Consider the following 15,455-nt stretch of genomic DNA (forward strand, 5'->3'; position numbering starts at 1 on the left):
GAGCACAGGTTCGGCGAGTTTCACAGAGCTTGCTCAGAATCATCGGGAAGACTGCCAGGAATGTCATCCACAGCAAGGCGCAGCACCGCACCGCTGATCGCAGTCTCCGTCGTTGTCGTCCTCCTCGTCGCCGTCATCGGTGGCGAGTTGTTCGTGCGTCAGCAGATCAAATCCTGTCTCGCCGGACAGCTCGAATCCGAGCTCGGCAGCCAGGTCGAGGTCGGTCTCGGCCTCAAGCCGGTCCTGCTCTCGCTGGTGGACAAGAAGGTCTCCTCGGTGACCGTCGACAGCAACGACGCGCGCTTCGGACCCGCCGAGGGCATGGTCGTCCAGGCCGAGGCACGGGATCTGAATCTGACGCAGACCGCCGACTCCGGCGGCACCATCGGCAGCTCGAGCGCCGACATCTCGTGGTCGACCGACGGCATCACCCGCACCCTGCAGAGCCAGGGCATCGGCGCGATCGTCTCCGGCGTCACCTCGGATGCATCGGCGGGCACCCTCGACTTCGCCGTCGGTGCTCTGGCGAACCTCACCGTCAAGCCGCAGGTCGTGGACGGCAGGGTCGACTTCCAGACCGTCGACGCGTCGATCCTGGGTCTCGGCATTCCCACCGATCTGGTCGACTCCGTCGTCGGCGTGCTGACCGACAGCCTGCAGGCCTACCCGCTGGACATGGCTCCGACGTCGCTGACCGTCACCGACAGCGGCATCGAGCTCACGCTCGAAGGCGGGCAGTACACGATTCCGGTGACCCAGCAGGATCAGAATCAGCCGACTCCCGAGGGTTGCTCGCTCGTCGCGTAATCCACGCAGTCGCTCTAGCTCAATCCGTCCAGCACCGCGCGGGTGCCCGAGAGTCCCAATCGTGTTGCGCCCGCGTCGATCATGGCCAGGGCGGCGTCCGTGGTGCGGATGCCGCCGCTGGCCTTGACGCCCAGTCGACCGCCGACGGTCTCTGCCATCAATCGCACGGCTTCGACGCTCGCTCCGCCGGCGGGGTGGAATCCGGTGGACGTCTTGACGAAGTCGGCACCGGCCTTCTCGGCGGCGCGGCACACCTCGACGATCGCGTCGTCGGACAGCGCTGCAGATTCGATGATGACCTTGAGGACGGCGCTTCCGGCGATCCCTTCGCGGACGGTGACGATGTCGGCCAACACCGCGTTGTAGTCCCCCGCGATGGCCGCGCCGACGTCGATCACCATGTCGACCTCGTCGGCACCCTGCTGCACCGCGAGCCTGGCCTCGGATCCCTTGATCAGCGAATGATGCTTGCCCGACGGGAATCCGGCGACAACGGCGGTGAGCATTCCCTCGGCGCGAATCGGCAGCATCGACGGCGATACGCACACGGCGAGCACTCCGAGCTCGCGGCCTTCCTCGATGAGGGCGGCCACGTCGGCCTGGGTGGCTTCGGGCTTGAGCAGGGTGTGGTCGACCATTCCGGCGAGGGCGGCGCGGGTGAGTGTCATGCGGTCCAGCTTTTCACAGCTCTGCCATTCGTAACCCTGTCGGTCTACGATTTTCGGTCATGACCGCAGCGTCGCTCGCAGCCACCTTCAACGCCACCAGCAGGGAGTTCGACGGCCTGACGCCGCAGGTGTGGGGCCCGGCCGGGCAGTCTCTCGTTTTCGCACTCCGATTGGCCACCGGCGACGCGGTTCTCGACGTCTGTTCCGGCACCGGGGCGTCGGCCGTTCCTGCGGCCGCGGCGGTGGGCCCGGACGGTCTCGTGCATGCCATCGATCTCGCCGACGACCTGTTGGAGGTGGGCCGCGTGAAAGCCACCGATCGCGCCCTGCGCAACATCGACTTCGTTCTCGCCGACGCCACCGAGTGGGAGCCGCCGTCGACGGTTCCCGATGCCGGATACGACGCGCTGGCCTGCTCGTACGGCATCTTTTTTCTGCCCGATCCCGAGGGGGACTTCGCTCGTCTGGTGTCTCTGGTTCGTCCGGGCGGTCGCGTCGGGGTGACAGTGTGGCGCAAGGGTGCGATCGAGGCGTTCGCGAGCACGTACTTCGAGGTGATCGGTGCGCACTCGCCGCCGAACGAGCACGACGGGCCACTCGCGCAGGACGGGTACGACAAGCACCCGATCCGTCGAATGGAGACGGCGGATCTTCTGTCCGCATGGCTCACCGCGGCCGGCACCACCGATGTCGAGGTCGTGGAGCTGTCCAACCACGTTCCCGCAACGGAGTCGTTCGTGTGGGATCTCGTGCTGGGCAGCGCGATGCGGGGCGCGCTGACACCGTTCGACGATGGGACCCGGACGCAGATCCGTGCCGAGTTCACTGCGCTGCTGACCGAGCGCGGAATCGATTCGATCGATCTCGGGACACTGGTGGCAACCGGGGTACGGACGCCCTGAGACAATCGGCGGTATGAGTTCTTCCGTATCCGAGGATCGCCGCTACGTCCTGTCGCTCGGTTGCCCCGACAAGACGGGCATCGTCGCCCGCATCTCGACCTTCCTCGCCGAGGTCGGTGGATGGATCGTCGAGGCCGCCTATCACGCCGATCCCGACACCGGCTGGTTCTTCACCCGGCAGGCCGTACGCGCGTCGTCCGTGGACATGACCATCGAGGAGCTACGCACCCGTTTCGCCGTGGTCGCCGCCGAGCTCGGCCCGGAAACCGAATGGACACTTCACGATTCGGGTGAACCCAAGCGCGTGGTCCTGCTCGTCAGCAAGGAAGCACACTGCTTGCACGACCTCCTCGGCCGCGCAGCGGGCGGCGAGCTGCCCGCTCAGATCTCCGCGGTGATCGGCAACCACAAGTCGCTCGAGCCGATCGCCGCCGCGCACGGCACCCCGTTCCATCATGTCGAGTTCGCGAAGGAACCCTCCGAGCGCGGGCCTGCTTTCGAGGAAGTGCGATCGCTGGTCGATTCCTACGACCCACACGCGGTGGTGCTGGCACGGTTCATGCAGGTTCTCCCCGAGTCGCTGTGCTCACACTGGGCGGGCCGGGCCATCAACATCCATCACAGCTTCCTGCCGTCGTTCGTCGGCGCACGTCCGTACCACCAGGCATTCGCGCGGGGCGTGAAACTGATCGGGGCGACGTGCCACTACGTGACGGCCGAGCTCGACGCGGGTCCGATCATCGAGCAGGACGTCATCCGCGTCGACCATTCCGACGAGGTGGCCGACATGGTGCGTCAGGGCCGCGACATCGAGAAGCTGGTGCTCTCCCGCGGCCTGCGGTGGCACCTGGAGGATCGTGTCCTGGTGCACGGCCGCAAGACCGTGGTGTTCAGCTAGGCGGGACCCGAACGATCACAGGTTCCGGAGCCGAACCACTTCGGCGTTGAATTCGTCGATTGCCTCGACGGAACTCATGTGTCCGATGCCCGGGATCACGATCAGTCGGCTCAGGTGGTCGTGATCGTCCAGGGCGCGGGCGAGTTTGCGAGCGTGCACGGGCGGGGTCAATCGGTCGGCCGATCCGACGAGCACGCTGGTGGGGACGGACATGTTCTCGAGCGCTTCGTGGATGTCGAGGTCCGTGAGTGCCGCACCCCAGATGCCGCGGGTGCGCGGCGCGCATTCGAGCACGATCTTCTCGCAGAACGCCACCTCGGCGGCAGTAGCACTGGGTGCCATGGAGATGTATTTGATGGCTTGGCGCACCACCGGTGACGGGCGCAGCGGAAGTGCCGAGCTGAGCACGGCCTTCCCCACGGGGGTCGGGACGCGCGGGAAGCGTTGCGGCAGTGGGATGACGGTGGTTTCGCGTACGAGCGAGTCGGTCGCGGTGCTGGCGAGCAGCACGGCACTGACGAGTCGATCGACCTGCTCGGGATAGTTCCCGGCCCACGCCATGATCGACATGCCGCCCATGCTGTGGCCCACCAGAACGGCCTTGTTGTCCTCGGCGACGGTGGCGGAGAGGATGGCGGCGAGATCGTCGGCCAGCACGTCGGGGCTCAGCGGTCGCGTTCCCACGTCGCTGCGGCCGTGGCCACGCTGGTCGTAGGCAATGACGCGGTAGCGGCCGGCGAGGGCATTGATCTGCGGAAACCAGTAGTCGGCCGAGCAGGTCCAGCCGTGGCTGAAGACGATCGGTTCGGCATCGGCGTCACCGTAGCTGCGAACGTGCAGGTGCGCACCGTCGTCGGTGACCACCTCGGTGACGAGCGGCTCGATCGTGGGGTGCTTCAGAAGCTCGTCGGGCCGAACATCGGTCGTCCTGGTGAACGAATGCAGGCGACGCCGCCGGACGACGAATGCACCGACGGAGGCCGCCGCGGCCGCGCCGCCGATTCCGAACAGCACACGTTCGACTACCTTGCGTGAAACCACAGAAAATTCCCCTCTACCTCGACCCCCTGGCGGGTGCGGTAGACGGTACGCCCACGATCTCGTGAGCGTCGATGCGGCTGCCTACCAGCGGGGTCCGCGTTGAATGCTGTCGATCTTCGGTCGCACGTCGACGAGGTACACGCACACGGCGACGACACCGATGATGCCCAGGAATCCGATCACTCCGGAGACCAGGATAAGGAGCAGACCCACGAAAAGAATGGCCAGCCAAGCGTTCTTGGTGAGCTTGTCCACGGCAGGAAAGGCGTCGGCGCGCTGACGCAGTGCATGGAAGATCGCGAATCCTGCGCCTACCACTCCGAGGATCTGCAGAAAGGTCAGGATGTAGTAGCTGAAGCTGCCGGCGATGCTCACGCGGCCAGTGTACGAGAAACGACCCCCGCACCGCGCGGCGCAGGGGTCGTTTTCTTTACGATTGCTTTAGCGAGTGGTCTTCTTCGCCGGAGCCTTCTTGGCCGGAGCCGGCGCGGTCTTCTTGGCAGCCGGTGCCGGTGCCGTCTTCTTCGCGGGTGCCGGAGCAGGCTTCTTGATCGGCGAGTTCGCGCTGCTGCGGGTCTTGGCCTCGACCTTGCCTGCCACGCCGCTCACCTTGTCGGAAGCCTCGACGGCCTTGTCCTTGGCCTCGTCGCCTGCTTCGTCGATGTTCTCGGCGAGCTCGTCGGCGGCCTCGGAGATTTCCTCGGCACCTTCACGAACCTTGTCCGACGCGAGGCCGGCCAGGGCAGCGGCGCGCTCGCCGACTGCGCGGGTCTGCGAGGCGACGGTTCCGAGGGCCTGCTCGGTGAGGTCGACGACGTCGTTGGCAGCGGTGTTGGCGCGCTCGAGGCCTTCTTCGACGGCCGGGGTGCGGCGGATGCGCTCGACGGTCTCCTCGCCGCGCTCGGCGAGCGAGGTGTAGAGGTCGGAGGCGACCTTGAGGTATGCCTCGGCCACCTTGCGGAGCTCTTCGGGGGTGAAGCGCTCGCGGAGTTCGGCGATCTCGTCGGGAAGCTCTGCGGGCAGGTTCGCGAGGCGCTCGCGCAGGCTCTCGACACCTTCGGTGACGTCCTCGGAGATGTCGGCGATGCGGGCGTTGACCTCGCTGGTACGGCTCTCGGCGCGCGAGCGCACCTGAGCGACGACGTCCGCTACTGCCTGCACGACGGCGTCGCCTGCACCGACGGCTGCGAAGATGGGGGTCTTGACGTTCTCGAAGTTCTTGGAATCAGACATCGGGTGTCTCCTGTTCGTCGGGTTCGGGCTCCTGCGTCGACTCGTTCTCACGACAGAACGAGTCGTAGATCTCGATCAGCACTTGCTTCTGCCGTTCGGTGATGTGCTCATCGCCGAGCAGAGCTTCGCGCACCGGACCGTGGGGACGCGCTTCCAAGATCCCGGCCCGGACGTACAGCACCTCCGAGGAGACGCGCAGACCCTTGGCTATCTGCGCTAGCACTTCGGCGGACGGATTGCGCAGTCCGCGTTCGATCTGGCTGAGGTAGGGGTTGCTCACTCCTGCCCGACTGGCGAGTTGCCGCATCGATACCTGCGCGGCTTCCCGTTGCGATCGGATGTAGCTGCCTATGTCCTGTGCTGCAGTCGTGACGACTGCGGCAACAAGATCCCCCGCCTCGGCGACGACCTGCGTCGCCTCGGTCGCCTTTGCGACCAGATCCCCCTCGTCATCGGCCATCTCGGCCTCCTGTTTTCGGTGTCCTACTGGACGGTACCGAAGGGTGCTAACTATTGCAAGCACTCTGCTAGCACTAGTGCCCGAAGATCAGATCCGAGATCGTGTAGATGGCAAGACCGGCGATGGAACCGACGACGGTTCCGTTGATGCGGATGAACTGCAGATCGCGTCCCACCTGCAGTTCGATCTTCTTGCTCGCTTCCTCGGCGTCCCAGCGCGCGACGGTGTCGCCGATGATCGTGGTGATCTCGTCGGCGTAGTTCGCGGCGATGTAGCTCGCGCCACCGAGGAGCCAACCGTCGACCTTGGCGCGCAGGTCCTCGTCGTCGCGCAGACGGACGCCGAGGTTGGCGGTGTTCTCCTTGATCTTGGTGCGCAGCGTGCTCGTCGGATCGTCCACCGACTCGGTGATCAGCCGCTTGGCCACCTTCCACGTCGCCGCAGCGAGGCCGGTGATCTCCTCGCGTCCCATGATCTGTGCCTTGAGCTTCTCGGCCTTCTCGATGGTCACCGGATCGTGCTGCAGGTCGTTGGCGTAGTCGATGAGGAACTTGTTCGCGGCCTGACGGACGTCGTGCTCGGGGTTGGAGCGAATCTTCCAGGTGAACTCGACGAGTTCCTTGTAGACCTTCTCCCCCAGCAGAGTGTCGACGAACTTCGGCGACCAGTTCGGGGAATCCCTCGCGACGACGCGATCGATCATCTCCTGGCTGCCGAGCGCCCACTGGTGAGCGCGCTCGGCGAGCATGTCGATCAATGGCAGCTGACGGTTCTCGCGGAGCAACTCGTCGAGGATGCGGCCGATCGGCGGACCCCACTGCGGATCGGCGAGTCGACGCACGATGGTGCTGTCGATGACGGCGGTGATGTCCTCGTCGTTGAGTACGTCGACGACGCCGTGCAACACGGTCGCCGCCTCGGCCGCGACGCGTTCGGCGTTGTCGGGCTGGGCGAGCCAGGTACCCAATCGCAGTGGAACCTGCGCCGACGCGACCTTCTCGGACACCACCTCGGGCGCAAGGAAATTGCTGCCGACGAACGAACTCAGGCTCGCGCCCAGCTGGTCCTTCTTCTTCTTGATCAGAGCCGTGTGCGGAATCGGGATACCCAGCGGGTGCTTGAACAGTGCCGTCACCGCGAACCAGTCGGCGAGTGCGCCCACCATGCCCGCCTCCGACGCCGCTCGGACGTAGCCGACCCAGGCACCTGCGCCCGTCGACTCCTGCCATCGGCAGAAGAGATAGACGATCGATGCGAAAACGAGAAAGCCCGTCGCGACTGTTTTCATCTTGCGGAGGTCGCGACGTTTGGTCTCGTCGTCGAAGTTCATGAGCTGCACAACCGACATTGTGCCCAGAAATGTGGCAGATCAACCGGACGCAGCCTGCAATGGTGTCGGACAAGGCGCATAGGGTGGGGTTGTGGCGAGAAATACGACGGAGGCAAAGCTGAACGAGTCCGAGCCGAGCGAGGACAAGCCGAAGGTCGAGAAGCCGGACGGCCGAAAGCGTCGGTGGCGTGAGCACAAGATCGCGCGCCGCGAAGAGCTCGTCGACGGCACGTTGGCCGCGATCCGGTTGCGAGGCCGCGAAATCGGGATGGACGAGATCGCGTCGGAGATCGGTATTTCCAAGACGGTGCTCTACCGCTACTTCACCGACAAGAACGACCTGACGAGCGCGACGATGTCGCGGTACGTCGAGACGACTCTCGCACCTCGCATCTACGCTGCGATCTCACACGAGCTCGACGAGTACGAGCTCACTCGCGTCGTGGTGACCGCGTACGTCGAGACGGTGGCCACCGATCCCGAGGTGTACCTGTACGTCATGGCGAACAACGCCGGCAACAACCGCGACGTGGTTGCCGAGTCCGAGCGAATGATCGCCGAGTTGCTCTCCACCGTGTTGGGTGAACGCCTGCGGCAACGCGAGATGGATTCCGGTGGCTCGGTGCCGTGGGCCTTCGCCATCGTCGGTGCGGTTCAGTTGGCCACGCACTGGTGGATCTCCAACAAGTCGATGTCCGCCGACGATCTGATCGACTATCTCTGCATGATGATGTGGGGCGGAATCCACGGGGTCGCCATGGCCGACGGCTCCCCCGCGAAGTTCAAGTCGCAGCCGCATCCTCTGGTCGACGAAGAGCCGAACACGCCTTAGCGCTCGTCGTACCCGTCGTCGTCCAGGGGTACTTCTGCTCGTTGATCCAGCACGTCCCTGGCGTCGGCCTCGATGGGCAGCTCATCCGCGCTCGGCTCGTCGGGCTCGTCCACGATGGGCAGGTTCTGCAGGGCGCGATCCTCGGCCGGAGTTTCGATGGGTGATTCGCTCATGGGTCCATTCGTACCATCGCTCGTCGGTTTGGGATCCGGCCCCGTCGGACATTCGAACGGTATGACTACCGAAACCTTGACCGGACGCCGCGTCGCCATTCTCGCCACCGACGGGGTCGAGCAAGTCGAGCTGGTTCAGCCTCGCGAAGCCGTCGAAAATGCCGGAGCCACAGTCACATTGGTCGCACTCGACCATGGCGACATCCAAGCGATGGAGAGCGACGTCAATGCCGCCGACACCTTCACGGTCGACCGCGTCGTCGCCGACGTGTCTGCGGACGACTTCGACGCCCTGATCCTGCCCGGCGGAACCACCAACCCCGACCAACTTCGTGTCGACGCGGACGCGGTCGAGTTCGTCCGCGCATTCGTGCAGGCCCGCAAGCCCGTCGGCGTCATCTGCCACGGAGCCTGGACCCTCGTCGAGGCCGACGTCGTGAAGGGCCGGACGTTGACGTCCTACCCGAGCATCCGCACCGACATCCGCAATGCGGGTGGCACGGTCGTCGACGAGGAAGTGGTCGTCGACGGGAACCTGGTCTCGAGCCGCAACCCGGACGACCTGCCGGCCTTCTGCGCGAAGATCGTGGAGCATTTCCGCGCTTGATAGGTTAGCGTGCCCTATGCGCATCTCTCGTTCGGTGGCTCTGCCTGCGGCAGTCCTCACCCTTGCCCTCGCCCTCACCGCATGCAGTTCCGACGCCTCTGACGGCGACGCCACCGACCCCTCCGAGGCCGGTAGTGTCGTGGTCACCGACATGTTCGGTGACGTCGAAGTTCCGGCAGACCCCCAACGCGTGGTGGCGCTCGGTTGGTCGGACGCAGAGACCGCGCTGGCCCTCGGTGTGGAACCGGTCGGGGCCAGCGACTGGCTCGGCGTCGGTGGAAACGGCTTGGGGCCGTGGGTCGACGAGTCCTACGACACCGACCCCACGATCGTCGGCACCTTCGACGTCGACTTGGAATCGGTTGCCGCTCTGGCCCCGGACCTGATTCTCTGGACGCGTAGCACCAACGACGAGGCGGTCTACGACCAGCTGTCCGACATCGCACCCACCGTCGCGGCACCACCGGGAACCGACGTCGCCTACGGCACCACGTGGGACGGCCAGACCGAGATCGTCGCCGAGGCGCTCGGAAAGGTCGACGAGGGCACGAAGCTCGTCGACGACACCCAGGCACTGATCGACGACACGATCGCGGCCAACCCGGAGTTCGCCGACAAGACCGTCGCCGTCGGCACGCTCTACAGCGGACAGATCGGTGCCTACGTGCGCGGCGACACCCGCGTCGACTTCCTCGAATCACTCGGCATGACGAACACCCCGGCCATCCAGAACCTCGCCGAGCCGGGAGCGTTCAGCATCGAACTCTCCGAAGAGAACGTCGCTGCCCTCGACGCCGACCTCACCGTCATGTTCCCCATCGGCACCGGACCCGAGGTGATCACCGAGAACCCGTCGATCCAGGGCCTGCCGTCGGCACGCGACGGACGCATCGTAGTTCTCGGTGACCTCGACTTGTCCAACGCATTCTCGGCCGCCTCGGTGGCCGGTACCCGATACGCACTGGAAAACGCGGTGCCACTGTTCGCAGCACCGCTGAAGGGCTAGATCACACTCTTCCGGGCGGGCTTGTCACACTCTTGCCGGCGGAAATCCACCCGCGGCGATCGGTCCCCAGGTGTCGATCACGATGCGTATCAACGACTTTCCCTGCTTCACCATCGCCGCGCGGTACTCGTCCCAGTCCGAGTGCTCGCCGGCGATGCTGCGGAAGTACTCCACCAGCGGCTCGACGGCGTCGGGCAGATCGATGATCTCGGCCGTCCCGTCGACCTGCACGTAGTCGCCGTTCCAGTCGTCACTGTGTACCAGCACCGTGACGGCGGAATTGCGGCGGATGTTGTGCACCTTCGCGCGCTCGGGGTAGGTGGCGATGACGATGCGGCCTTCCGAGTCCACCCCGGCCGAGACCGGAGAGACCTGCAGGCCGTCGTCGCGCTTGCGGGTGATCAGGGTGTGATGGTGCCGCGGGGAGACGAATTCGAGCAATTCCTCACGCGACACGGTTTCTGCTTTTGCGATGGTAGGAGCCATGAATCCCATGGTAGAGAAGTAGTCTTCTCGCCTATGGCCGACAAGTCGAAACTGTGGACGCTCTCGCCCGTCGATGTGCTGCGCGCCGGCGCATCTCCCCGTGTGGAGGACATCGATTTCACGGCAACTCCGGGATTCGACGGCGCGAAAGCACACGGCAACGACGTCCTCGAGCAGCGCGGTGCAGTACTTGCGGCGCTCCAGGAAAAGCTCTATGCCCACGGGCGCGCAGGCGGCACCAAGTCGGTCCTGCTGGTGTTGCAGGGCATGGACACCGCGGGCAAGGGCGGCATGGTCAAACACGTCATCGGGATGGTCGATCCGCAGGGTGTCGACCTCGCCTCGTTCGGGGTGCCGACCCAGAAAGAGAAGCAGCACCACTATCTGTGGCGCATCCGCAACGCACTTCCGCGGGCCGGCCGAATCGGGGTGTTCGATCGGTCCCACTACGAAGACGTGCTCGTCGTCGCGGTCCACGATCTGGTGCCGCGGCAGGTGTGGGAGAAGCGATTCGACGAGATCAACGCCTTCGAGAAGGAATTGGTCGACGAGGACACGGTCGTCGTCAAGGTGGCCTTGTTCGTGTCGGCGGACGAGCAGAAGAAGCGGTTGCAGGAGCGGCTCGATCGACCGGACAAGCACTGGAAGTACAACCCGGGCGATGTGACCGAGCGTGGCTTCCTACCGCAGTACCGGGAGGCGTATCAGCGGGTCCTGGATCGTACGGATACCGACCACGCACCGTGGTACGTCGTTCCGTCCGACCGTAAGTGGTACAGCAGACTTGCTGTCACGGAAATTCTCATCGACGCCCTCGAGAAGCTCGATCTCGACTGGCCTGCAGCAGATTTCGACGTCGAGCACGAGAAGAAGCGGCTGGCCGAGAGCTGAACCCCCTTCGAAGGCGTGAATGGTCCATTGACCCCCGTCTGGGCAGGTCAATGGACCATTCACGCGTACAACGAGACAGTTACAGCGTGGCTGCGTCGATCACGAAGCGGTAGCGCACGTCGGACTTGACGACGCGGTCGTATGCCTCGTTGATCTTCTCGGCCGGGATGACCTCGATCTCGGCACCGATGTGGTGCTCGGCGCAGAAGTCCAGCATTTCCTGGGTCTCGGCGATGCCGCCGACCATCGAGCCCGCGAACGAGCGGCGGTTGGCCAGCAGATTGAATGCAGGCACCTCGAGGGGCTTTTCGGGAACACCGAGCTCGACGAGGGTGCCGTTACGGGCCAACAGTCCCAGGTACTTGCCCATGGGCAGGTTGGCCGAGACGGTGTTGAGGATCAGGTCGAACTTGCCCTGGAGATCCTTGAGCGCGGTGGTGTCCTTGGTGGCGTAGTACTCGTCGGCACCGTAGGCCTTACCGTCTGCCTCCTTGGCATCGGTCTGGCTCAGCACGGTGACATGCGCACCCATGGCGTGAGCGATCTTGACGCCGATGTGTCCGAGTCCGCCCATTCCGATGATGGCGACCTTCTTGTCGGGGCCCGCTCCCCAGTGCTTGAGCGGCGAGTACAGCGTGATGCCTGCGCACAGCAGCGGTGCCGCGACATCGAGCTCGATGCCCTCGGGGATGCCGAGCACGAACTTCTCCGTGACGACGATCTGGGTGGAGTATCCACCGTTGGTGAACTCACCCTCGTAGGTCTTCGAGTTGTAGGTCTGGACGACGCCCTTGGTGCAGTACTGCTCGTCGCCGTCCTTGCACGCCTCACACTCGCCACAGGAGTCGACGAAGCAGCCGACGCCAACGCGGTCGCCGACCTTGCGGCTGGTCACCTCGGAGCCGACCTCGGCAACGATGCCGGCGATCTCGTGTCCGGGAACCACGGGGTACGAGGTGCCGCCCCATTCGTTGCGGGCGGTGTGGATGTCGGAGTGGCAGATGCCCGCGAACTTCACGTCGATGAGGATGTCGTTCGGTCCGACGGCGCGCCGCTCGATCGTCGCCTTCTGGAGCGGGGCGTCCGGAGCAGTGGCCTGGTAAGCGGTAGCTGAAGTCATGACTACATTGCTACCTACGCATCTGTGTAAGCGCAACACAGCTACCGCCCCGACCAGGCTATTCCTATTTCAAACGAGTCGTTCGCAACACTAACTTCAGCCGTTCTTGGCGATATTCACGCCGAGCCATCCAACATACGCCGCCAGACCGATCAGTCCGATCTTGCGAGTCTTGGGGTACGCGATGGCCGCGCCGACGGCCAATTCGGTGGCTCCGTTGCGGCTGATCCACGTTCGAGTGTCCGTAGGGAACGGGAGCTTGGTGATTCCTTCGAAGGCCTCGGGTACCACGAAATGGGCGGCGCCGGTGGCGGCCAACCCGATTCCGAATGCCTTGGGTACCAGACCGTTCGACTTCTTGGACTTGCTCACTGACACGCTCCCTGCGATCGAAGTGGTTGAACTGGCAAAACGACAATAGCGCTACGAGACGGCGGTTACTTTGCGACCCGGCCGTTCTCGTAGCGATAGAACCCGATTCCGGTCTTCTTGCCCACTTGCCCGGCCCCGACCATCTGCAGCAGCAGCGGCGGCGGCGCGAACAACGGTTCCGCGAATTCCGAGTACATGGAATCTGCAATGGCTTTCACGGTGTCCAGACCGATCAGATCGGCGAGCGCGAGCGGGCCCATCGGGTGCGCCAGTCCCAACACGGTCGCTTTGTCGACATCTTCCTTGGTGGCGAATCCGGATTCGACCATGCGAATCGCGGAGAGCAGATACGGCACGAGCAGCGCGTTGACGACAAATCCCGAGCGGTCGGCCGACCGCACCACCTGCTTGCCGAGAACGTCGCCTGCGAATCGCTCGGCGCGGTCGGCGACCGTCTCGGAGGTCGCATCGGTGGTGACGAGCTCGACGAGTGGCAGCACCGGTACCGGGTTGAAGAAATGCAGTCCGACGATTCGGTTCGGAGACGTCGTAGCGGATCCGAGCGTCGTGATGGGAATGGAGGAGGTGTTCGAGGCGAGTACGGCGCCGGGGTCGGTCACGACCGCGTCGAGCTCGGTGAAGATATCCGTCTTGATCTTCTCGTCCTCGAGCACTGCTTCGACGACGAGTTGGCGATCGGCGAAGTCGGCCAGATCGAAGGTGAAGCGGAGCCTGCACGCCGCGTTCTCTCGTTCGCGTTCGGTGATCTTGCCGCTGCTGACGCCGCGGTCCAGTGATCGGAGGATGCGATTGCGGCCGGCCGCGGTCAGTTCGCGGGTCTGCTCGTAGACCAACACATCGACGTGTGCGCGGGCGCAGACCTCCGCGATTCCCGCCCCCATCTGTCCCGCTCCGACGATCCCCACCCTCTCGACCGTCACAGGAGGCTCCTAGTCATTGATGTTGCGGCACAACAGATTAAAGCGAGATGAGGGTAACTCTTCCGGGGCACGCCCAAGACCTTCGCGATACAGATCAGGCGGCCCGCAGCGAAACGCTGGGGCCGCCTGACTAGTGCGCTAGAGGTCCGGGGAGGCGGGCTAGCTCAGTGGAACTGGCCTTCTTCGGTGGAGCCCTTCAGTGCAGCCGTCGAGGTGTTGGGGTCGACGGTGGTGGCGATGCGGTCGAAGTAGCCTGCACCAACCTCACGCTGGTGCTTGATGGCGGTGAAGCCGCGCTCTTCGGCAGCCTTGAACTCGCGCTCCTGCAGGTCGACGAACGCGGTCATGCCTTCGCGGGCGTAGCCGTGTGCCAGGTCGAACATGCCGTAGTTGAGCGAGTGGAAGCCTGCGAGGGTGATGAACTGGAACTTGAAGCCCATGGCTCCGAGTTCCTTCTGGAACTTGGCGATGGTCGCGTCGTCCAGGTGTGCCTTCCAGTTGAACGAAGGCGAGCAGTTGTAGGCGAGCAGCTGGTCCGGGAACTCGCTGCGAACCGACTCGGAGAACTTCTTGGCGACCTCGAGATCCGGCACGCCGGTCTCCATCCAGATGAGGTCGGCGTACGGGGCGTAGGCCTTGGCGCGAGCGATGCAGGGCTCGATGCCGTTCTTGACGCCGAAGAAACCTTCTGCGGTACGGGTTCCGTCCAGGAACTCACGGTCGCGCTCGTCGACGTCGGAGGTGATCAGCGTGGCTGCCTCGGCGTCGGTGCGAGCGATGATGACCGACGGGACGTCGGCGACGTCGGACGCGAGCCGCGCCGAGGTCAGGGTGCGGATGTGCTGCTGGGTCGGGATGAGAACCTTGCCGCCGAGGTGGCCGCACTTCTTCTCCGATGCAAGCTGATCCTCCCAGTGCACGCCTGCGGCGCCGGCCACGATCATGGCCTTCTGCAGCTCGTAGGCGTTCAGTGCGCCACCGAAGCCGGCTTCGGCGTCGGCGACGATCGGTGCAACCCAGTTCTTGACGGACGTGTCGCCCTCGATCTTGGCGATCTCGTCGGCGCGCAGGAGTGCGTTGTTGATGCGACGGACGACCGACGGCACCGAGTTGGCCGGGTAGAGGCTCTGGTCCGGGTACGTGTGGCCCGAGAGGTTGGCGTCGCCTGCGACCTGCCAGCCGGAGAGGTAGATCGCCTGGAGGCCGGCGCGAATCTGCTGCACGGCCTGGTTGCCGGTGAGGGCACCGAGCGAGTTGATGTAGTCCTCGTTGTTCACGAGGTCCCACAGGACCTCGCTGCCGCGGCGAGCGAGTGTCGCCTCTTCGACGACGGTGCCCTGGAGGTCGGAGACCTGCTGCGCGGTGAAGTTACGGGTGACGCCCTTCCAGCGCGGGTTGGTGTCCCAATCCTGCTGAATCTCGGCGGTGGTCTTCGGGGTGCCGGTGGTCGACATCTTCAGCTCCAGTCTCTTCTGCTTCTCGGCCTGCCTCGAGACGAATCTTCACATCGTTGCCAGGCCCTTCTGGTGTACTCCAAAACAATGGCACAACGGAAAACAGGCGTCTACCAGTTGTTAGTGCCAATCTTGGCTAGCTTTCCCTGCACGCTTGCTAACTTTGCAAATTTTCGGCCGCGACAAACCTCTCCGATCGGACGGCGCGGTTACTCGTCAGTAGCGATGAATCCC

19 protein-coding genes are annotated in these 15,455 nt (G+C 64.6%); 7 read left to right on the forward strand and 12 right to left on the reverse strand.

Features of this window, described 5'->3' with window-relative positions; all coding sequences use genetic code 11:
• The first annotated feature begins 60 nt into the window (after positions 1-60).
• Complete coding sequence (locus ABZ677_RS01320; protein WP_052047274.1) at positions 61-807, forward strand: DUF2993 domain-containing protein; 747 nt, start codon at positions 61-63, stop codon at positions 805-807.
• A 14-nt stretch (positions 808-821) separates the two neighbouring features.
• Here the strand turns inward: ABZ677_RS01320 and deoC are convergent, their stop codons facing one another.
• The gene (gene deoC / locus ABZ677_RS01325; RefSeq protein ID WP_094650122.1) at positions 822-1,484 is read right to left on the reverse strand and encodes a deoxyribose-phosphate aldolase; all 663 of its coding nucleotides are present in this window, start codon (positions 1,482-1,484) and stop codon (positions 822-824) included.
• A gap of 50 nt (positions 1,485-1,534) precedes the next feature.
• On the opposite strand from deoC, the gene ABZ677_RS01330 reads away from it, so the two are divergent.
• Both ABZ677_RS01330 and purU read left to right on the forward strand, forming a co-directional pair.
• Positions 1,535-2,377, forward strand: coding sequence for a class I SAM-dependent methyltransferase (locus ABZ677_RS01330; RefSeq protein ID WP_358366294.1), 843 nt, complete (start codon positions 1,535-1,537; stop codon positions 2,375-2,377).
• A 13-nt stretch (positions 2,378-2,390) separates the two neighbouring features.
• Complete coding sequence (gene purU, locus ABZ677_RS01335; protein WP_358366295.1) at positions 2,391-3,275, forward strand: formyltetrahydrofolate deformylase; 885 nt, start codon at positions 2,391-2,393, stop codon at positions 3,273-3,275.
• Between the two features lie 15 nt (positions 3,276-3,290).
• On the opposite strand, the gene ABZ677_RS01340 is transcribed toward purU, so the two are convergent.
• The 5 genes from ABZ677_RS01340 to ABZ677_RS01360 all read right to left on the reverse strand — a co-directional run bounded on the left by ABZ677_RS01340 (position 3,291) and on the right by ABZ677_RS01360 (position 7,357).
• Positions 3,291-4,316, reverse strand: coding sequence for an alpha/beta hydrolase (locus ABZ677_RS01340; RefSeq protein ID WP_094632679.1), 1,026 nt, complete (start codon positions 4,314-4,316; stop codon positions 3,291-3,293).
• Between the two features lie 81 nt (positions 4,317-4,397).
• Entirely contained in the window at positions 4,398-4,691 is a 294-nt protein-coding gene (locus ABZ677_RS01345) for a DUF2516 family protein (protein ID WP_032380342.1), read from the reverse strand.
• A 66-nt stretch (positions 4,692-4,757) separates the two neighbouring features.
• Positions 4,758-5,549, reverse strand: coding sequence for a heparin-binding hemagglutinin (locus ABZ677_RS01350; RefSeq protein WP_094632678.1), 792 nt, complete (start codon positions 5,547-5,549; stop codon positions 4,758-4,760).
• Entirely contained in the window at positions 5,542-6,009 is a 468-nt protein-coding gene (locus tag ABZ677_RS01355; RefSeq protein ID WP_052047273.1) for a helix-turn-helix transcriptional regulator, read from the reverse strand. Before ABZ677_RS01355 ends, ABZ677_RS01350 begins: the two co-directional genes overlap by 8 nt.
• A gap of 73 nt (positions 6,010-6,082) precedes the next feature.
• Entirely contained in the window at positions 6,083-7,357 is a 1,275-nt protein-coding gene (locus ABZ677_RS01360; RefSeq protein ID WP_170945910.1) for a DUF445 family protein, read from the reverse strand.
• A 100-nt stretch (positions 7,358-7,457) separates the two neighbouring features.
• Between ABZ677_RS01360 and ABZ677_RS01365 the strand changes: the two genes are divergently transcribed.
• Positions 7,458-8,171 (forward strand): TetR/AcrR family transcriptional regulator, encoded by a 714-nt coding sequence (locus ABZ677_RS01365; protein WP_230596177.1) that lies wholly within the window; start codon positions 7,458-7,460, stop codon positions 8,169-8,171.
• On the opposite strand, the gene ABZ677_RS01370 is transcribed toward ABZ677_RS01365, so the two are convergent.
• On the reverse strand, positions 8,168-8,344 hold the full coding sequence (locus tag ABZ677_RS01370) for a hypothetical protein (RefSeq protein WP_179274747.1): 177 nt from the start codon (positions 8,342-8,344) through the stop codon (positions 8,168-8,170). The two genes, ABZ677_RS01365 and ABZ677_RS01370, sit on opposite strands and share 4 nt — an antisense overlap.
• A 61-nt stretch (positions 8,345-8,405) precedes the next feature.
• Here ABZ677_RS01370 and ABZ677_RS01375 point away from each other — a divergent pair, with 61 nt between their 5' ends.
• Both ABZ677_RS01375 and ABZ677_RS01380 read left to right on the forward strand, forming a co-directional pair.
• Positions 8,406-8,951: a type 1 glutamine amidotransferase domain-containing protein gene (locus ABZ677_RS01375; RefSeq protein ID WP_358366296.1), complete on the forward strand. Its 546-nt coding sequence runs from the start codon at positions 8,406-8,408 to the stop codon at positions 8,949-8,951.
• Between the two features lie 16 nt (positions 8,952-8,967).
• The gene (locus ABZ677_RS01380) at positions 8,968-9,957 is read left to right on the forward strand and encodes an iron-siderophore ABC transporter substrate-binding protein (RefSeq protein ID WP_358366297.1); all 990 of its coding nucleotides are present in this window, start codon (positions 8,968-8,970) and stop codon (positions 9,955-9,957) included.
• A gap of 24 nt (positions 9,958-9,981) precedes the next feature.
• Here the strand turns inward: ABZ677_RS01380 and ABZ677_RS01385 are convergent, their stop codons facing one another.
• The gene (locus tag ABZ677_RS01385) at positions 9,982-10,443 is read right to left on the reverse strand and encodes a PPOX class F420-dependent oxidoreductase (protein WP_358366298.1); all 462 of its coding nucleotides are present in this window, start codon (positions 10,441-10,443) and stop codon (positions 9,982-9,984) included.
• 33 nt (positions 10,444-10,476) lie between these two features.
• Here ABZ677_RS01385 and ABZ677_RS01390 point away from each other — a divergent pair, with 33 nt between their 5' ends.
• Positions 10,477-11,334 carry a PPK2 family polyphosphate kinase gene (locus ABZ677_RS01390; RefSeq protein ID WP_243596487.1) on the forward strand — a complete coding sequence of 286 codons (858 nt, stop codon included), beginning with the start codon at positions 10,477-10,479 and terminating at the stop codon, positions 11,332-11,334.
• 79 nt (positions 11,335-11,413) lie between these two features.
• Here ABZ677_RS01390 and ABZ677_RS01395 read toward each other — a convergent pair whose 3' ends face one another.
• The 4 genes from ABZ677_RS01395 to aceA form a co-directional block, all read right to left on the reverse strand.
• Complete coding sequence (locus ABZ677_RS01395; protein WP_358366299.1) at positions 11,414-12,454, reverse strand: NAD(P)-dependent alcohol dehydrogenase; 1,041 nt, start codon at positions 12,452-12,454, stop codon at positions 11,414-11,416.
• Between the two features lie 96 nt (positions 12,455-12,550).
• Positions 12,551-12,826 (reverse strand): hypothetical protein, encoded by a 276-nt coding sequence (locus tag ABZ677_RS01400; protein ID WP_243596489.1) that lies wholly within the window; start codon positions 12,824-12,826, stop codon positions 12,551-12,553.
• 65 nt (positions 12,827-12,891) lie between these two features.
• Entirely contained in the window at positions 12,892-13,767 is an 876-nt protein-coding gene (locus ABZ677_RS01405) for a 3-hydroxybutyryl-CoA dehydrogenase (protein ID WP_308198471.1), read from the reverse strand.
• Positions 13,768-13,931: 164 nt separating this feature from the next.
• Positions 13,932-15,221, reverse strand: coding sequence for an isocitrate lyase (gene aceA, locus ABZ677_RS01410; protein ID WP_008713563.1), 1,290 nt, complete (start codon positions 15,219-15,221; stop codon positions 13,932-13,934).
• Between the last annotated feature and the right edge of the window lie 234 nt (positions 15,222-15,455).

Origin of the sequence: Rhodococcus sp. NPDC006774, from assembly GCF_040636045.1 — a bacterium.
Classification (GTDB): Bacteria; Actinomycetota; Actinomycetes; order Mycobacteriales; family Mycobacteriaceae; genus Rhodococcoides.

What these genes read in the sequence shown, in the direction of transcription:
- ABZ677_RS01330 (WP_358366294.1), top strand. Translation starts at nt 1,535, where the DNA reads ATGACCGCAGCGTCGCTCGCAGCCACCTTCAACGCCACCAGCAGGGAG.
- ABZ677_RS01370 (WP_179274747.1), bottom strand. Translation starts at nt 8,344, where the DNA reads ATGAGCGAATCACCCATCGAAACTCCGGCCGAGGATCGCGCCCTGCAG.
- aceA (WP_008713563.1), bottom strand. Translation starts at nt 15,221, where the DNA reads ATGTCGACCACCGGCACCCCGAAGACCACCGCCGAGATTCAGCAGGAT.
- ABZ677_RS01385 (WP_358366298.1), bottom strand. Translation starts at nt 10,443, where the DNA reads ATGGCTCCTACCATCGCAAAAGCAGAAACCGTGTCGCGTGAGGAATTG.
- ABZ677_RS01375 (WP_358366296.1), top strand. Translation starts at nt 8,406, where the DNA reads ATGACTACCGAAACCTTGACCGGACGCCGCGTCGCCATTCTCGCCACC.
- ABZ677_RS01355 (WP_052047273.1), bottom strand. Translation starts at nt 6,009, where the DNA reads ATGGCCGATGACGAGGGGGATCTGGTCGCAAAGGCGACCGAGGCGACG.
- ABZ677_RS01395 (WP_358366299.1), bottom strand. Translation starts at nt 12,454, where the DNA reads ATGACTTCAGCTACCGCTTACCAGGCCACTGCTCCGGACGCCCCGCTC.
- purU (WP_358366295.1), top strand. Translation starts at nt 2,391, where the DNA reads ATGAGTTCTTCCGTATCCGAGGATCGCCGCTACGTCCTGTCGCTCGGT.
- ABZ677_RS01350 (WP_094632678.1), bottom strand. Translation starts at nt 5,549, where the DNA reads ATGTCTGATTCCAAGAACTTCGAGAACGTCAAGACCCCCATCTTCGCA.
- ABZ677_RS01380 (WP_358366297.1), top strand. Translation starts at nt 8,968, where the DNA reads ATGCGCATCTCTCGTTCGGTGGCTCTGCCTGCGGCAGTCCTCACCCTT.
- ABZ677_RS01360 (WP_170945910.1), bottom strand. Translation starts at nt 7,357, where the DNA reads ATGTCGGTTGTGCAGCTCATGAACTTCGACGACGAGACCAAACGTCGC.
- ABZ677_RS01320 (WP_052047274.1), top strand. Translation starts at nt 61, where the DNA reads ATGTCATCCACAGCAAGGCGCAGCACCGCACCGCTGATCGCAGTCTCC.
- ABZ677_RS01390 (WP_243596487.1), top strand. Translation starts at nt 10,477, where the DNA reads ATGGCCGACAAGTCGAAACTGTGGACGCTCTCGCCCGTCGATGTGCTG.